The organism is Labrenzia sp. C1B70 (assembly GCF_000475395.1).
In the GTDB taxonomy this organism is placed as follows: Bacteria; Pseudomonadota; Alphaproteobacteria; order Rhizobiales; family Stappiaceae; genus Roseibium; species Roseibium algicola.
Genome location: NZ_AXCE01000015.1, coordinates 1 through 2476, shown reverse-complemented (window position 1 = coordinate 2476; position 2476 = coordinate 1). Strand labels below are relative to the sequence as shown.

Genomic DNA, 2476 nt, shown 5'->3' with positions numbered 1-2476 from the left:
GTAAGCGCCGTCTGCGGCCCACCGGGTTTCATCTTGACGGGGTGAAGTTCCACGGCAGGAGTTCGTCGATCCTGCTTTTCGGATGACCGCCAGCAATGGCTTCGAGGGTGGCCTTGAGATAGGCGAAGGGTTCGACGTTGTTGATTTTCGCGGTCTCGATGAGCGATGCGATGCGGCCCCAGGTGCGGCCGCCCTCGTCATGGCCAGCGAACAATGCATTTTTCCTGTTCAATGCAATTGGCCGGATCAAATTCTCGACACTGTTGCTATCAATCTCGACACGGCCGTCGTGGAGGAAGGTCTGCAAACCGTCCCAGTGACGATGGATGTAGGCAAGCTTCTCGCCGAGACGGGACTTGGCGGAGACCCGGCGGCGTTGCTCTTGCAGCCATTCGCCAAAGGCGGCGACCAGAGGCGCGGTGCGGGCCTGCCGGGCCGAGAGCCGCTGCCCGGGCGCCGTTCCGCGGATATCGGCCTCGACCCTGTAGAACTCGGCGATCCGGCGCAAGCCTTCGGCCGCGATCTCGGAGCCGTCGCGGTCGAAGACTTCCTTCAGTTTCCGCCGTGCGTGGGCCCAGCAATGGGCCACGCGGATCGGATCGCCGCCTTTGCGGGACGAGCGCGTCAGGCAGTTGTAGCCCTGGTAGCCGTCGAGTTGCAGGACCCCGTCGAAGCCACGAAGGATTTTCTCCGCGTTCTCTCCGCGGCGGTCAGGCGCATAGAAGAAGACCACGCCGGGTGGATCGTCCCCACCCCAGGCCCGGTCGTCTCGGGCCAAGGCCCATAGATATCCGGTCTTCGTCTTGCCGCGGCCCGGATCCAGCACCGGCGCCGTGGTCTCGTCCATGAACAGCTTGGTCGACACCTTCAGATGCTCGGCCAGCCGGTCGACCACCGGGGCGAGGTGGAACGCGGCGGTGCCGACCCAATCCGCCAGCGTGCTTCGATGGATATCGATGCCCGACCGGGCAAGGATCTGGCTCTGCCGGTGCAAGGGCAAATGGTCCGCGTACTTGGCAACCAGAACATGCGCAATGGCGCCTTCCGTCGGCAGACCGCCTTCGATGAGATGCGCCGGTGCCGGCATCTGGGTGACGCCGTCTGTACAGGCGCGGCAGGCGTATTTGGGGCGAACGGTAACGATCACGCGCAGCTGTGCGGGCACGATGTCCACTCGCTCCGTACGATCCTCGCCGATCTTGTGCATCTGACCACAGCCGCAGGGACATTGCAGGTTGTCGGGTTCGATCACACACTCGATGCGCGGAAGGTCCTTCGGCAGGTTGCCCCGGTTGCGACGGGCCGGACGGCGGGTTTTGCCCTCGGAAGGGATCTGCGTGTCCTGGCTTTCCTCAACCTCGGCGATGACAGTCTCGAGGTCTTCGAAAGCCAATTGCCGTTCATCTTCGCTGAGTTTCTCCGACCTTTTGCCGTGAACCGCGTGGTTCAATTCCGCGACCAGATGCTCCAGACGCTTGTTGATCTCCTTGAGCGCATCCCTTTCGCGCAGGAGCGCGGCGACAGCATCACGCTGGTCAGCGGGGATCGCGGAAAGATCGATGGCGACAGTGGAAGGCATGGGCCGAGAATAGCCCGAGGCGGCTGCGGATGCCCGCCATTTCCGGCACCTGATTCATTCTGCCGCAGCCGGAGAACGAGCCTCCAATGCCTTCACCTTGCGCCAGTCCAGGCCCGAGAACAGTGCCTCGAACTGAGCATGGTTCAGCGACATCATACCATCCCGAACGGCGGGCCAGGTGAAGGTCGTATCTTCCAGCCGCTTGTAAGCCATGACCAGGCCGGTGCCGTCAAAATACAGGAGCTTCAAGCGGTCGGCTCGCCTGGACCGGAACACAAAAACCGTGCCGGTGAACGGGTCCTTGCGCAAAACGGACTGGACCAGGGCGCTTAGCCCATCATGTCCTTTTCTGAAGTCGACTGGCTTTGTCGCCACCAGGATACGCACCCGGTTCGAGGGGAAAATCATGATCCACGCCCAAGGGCGCACACGATATCGGCAATCCTGTCCGGGCTCACGGAAGCGTCCAGCCGGATTGTGGTTCCGCCGTGAATGATCTCCACCGCGGCCAGCGGCTTCGCATCCTCTTCAATGGACACAGGGGGCGGTTCCAGAACGGCCGGTACAAACTCGGCTCCCGGAAGATCCGGCACCACAAGTTTGCCCTCCCGTGCCAAACGCCGCCATGCCGAGAGATGGTTGGGCTTCATGCCGACACGCCGGGCGACCTCGTTCACTGTCACCCCGGGAAGATAGGTCTCCGCGACAAGCTGCCCCTTCACTTCATTGGGCCAACGGCGCATTCCCGTGTCGCGCGGCAAAATCTCATAACCGCATACGGACTCCATATGGAGCTCTCTATGGACTCCCAAACCCGCCTCCATTCCCAAATCAACAATGGGTATGGATTCCTGCATCACGACGGAAGTGAATAGGTGGGGGACAGCCGCCGCTTAC

At 62.2% G+C, this 2476-nt stretch carries 3 protein-coding genes; all 3 read right to left on the bottom strand.

Features of this window, described 5'->3' with window-relative positions:
* Window positions 1-28: 28 nt before the first annotated feature.
* The 3 genes from Q666_RS52995 to Q666_RS52985 are packed head-to-tail and all read right to left on the bottom strand — an operon-like array spanning window position 29 to window position 2367.
* Window positions 29-1579, bottom strand: a complete 1551-nt coding sequence (locus Q666_RS52995; RefSeq protein ID WP_023001580.1) for an IS66 family transposase — start codon at window positions 1577-1579, stop codon at window positions 29-31.
* Between the two features lie 54 nt (window positions 1580-1633).
* Window positions 1634-1987, bottom strand: a complete 354-nt coding sequence (gene tnpB, locus Q666_RS52990; protein ID WP_023001579.1) for an IS66 family insertion sequence element accessory protein TnpB — start codon at window positions 1985-1987, stop codon at window positions 1634-1636.
* Window positions 1984-2367, bottom strand: coding sequence for a transposase (locus Q666_RS52985; protein WP_023014559.1), 384 nt, complete (start codon window positions 2365-2367; stop codon window positions 1984-1986). The genes tnpB and Q666_RS52985 overlap by 4 nt, the downstream gene beginning before the upstream one ends.
* Between the last annotated feature and the right edge of the window lie 109 nt (window positions 2368-2476).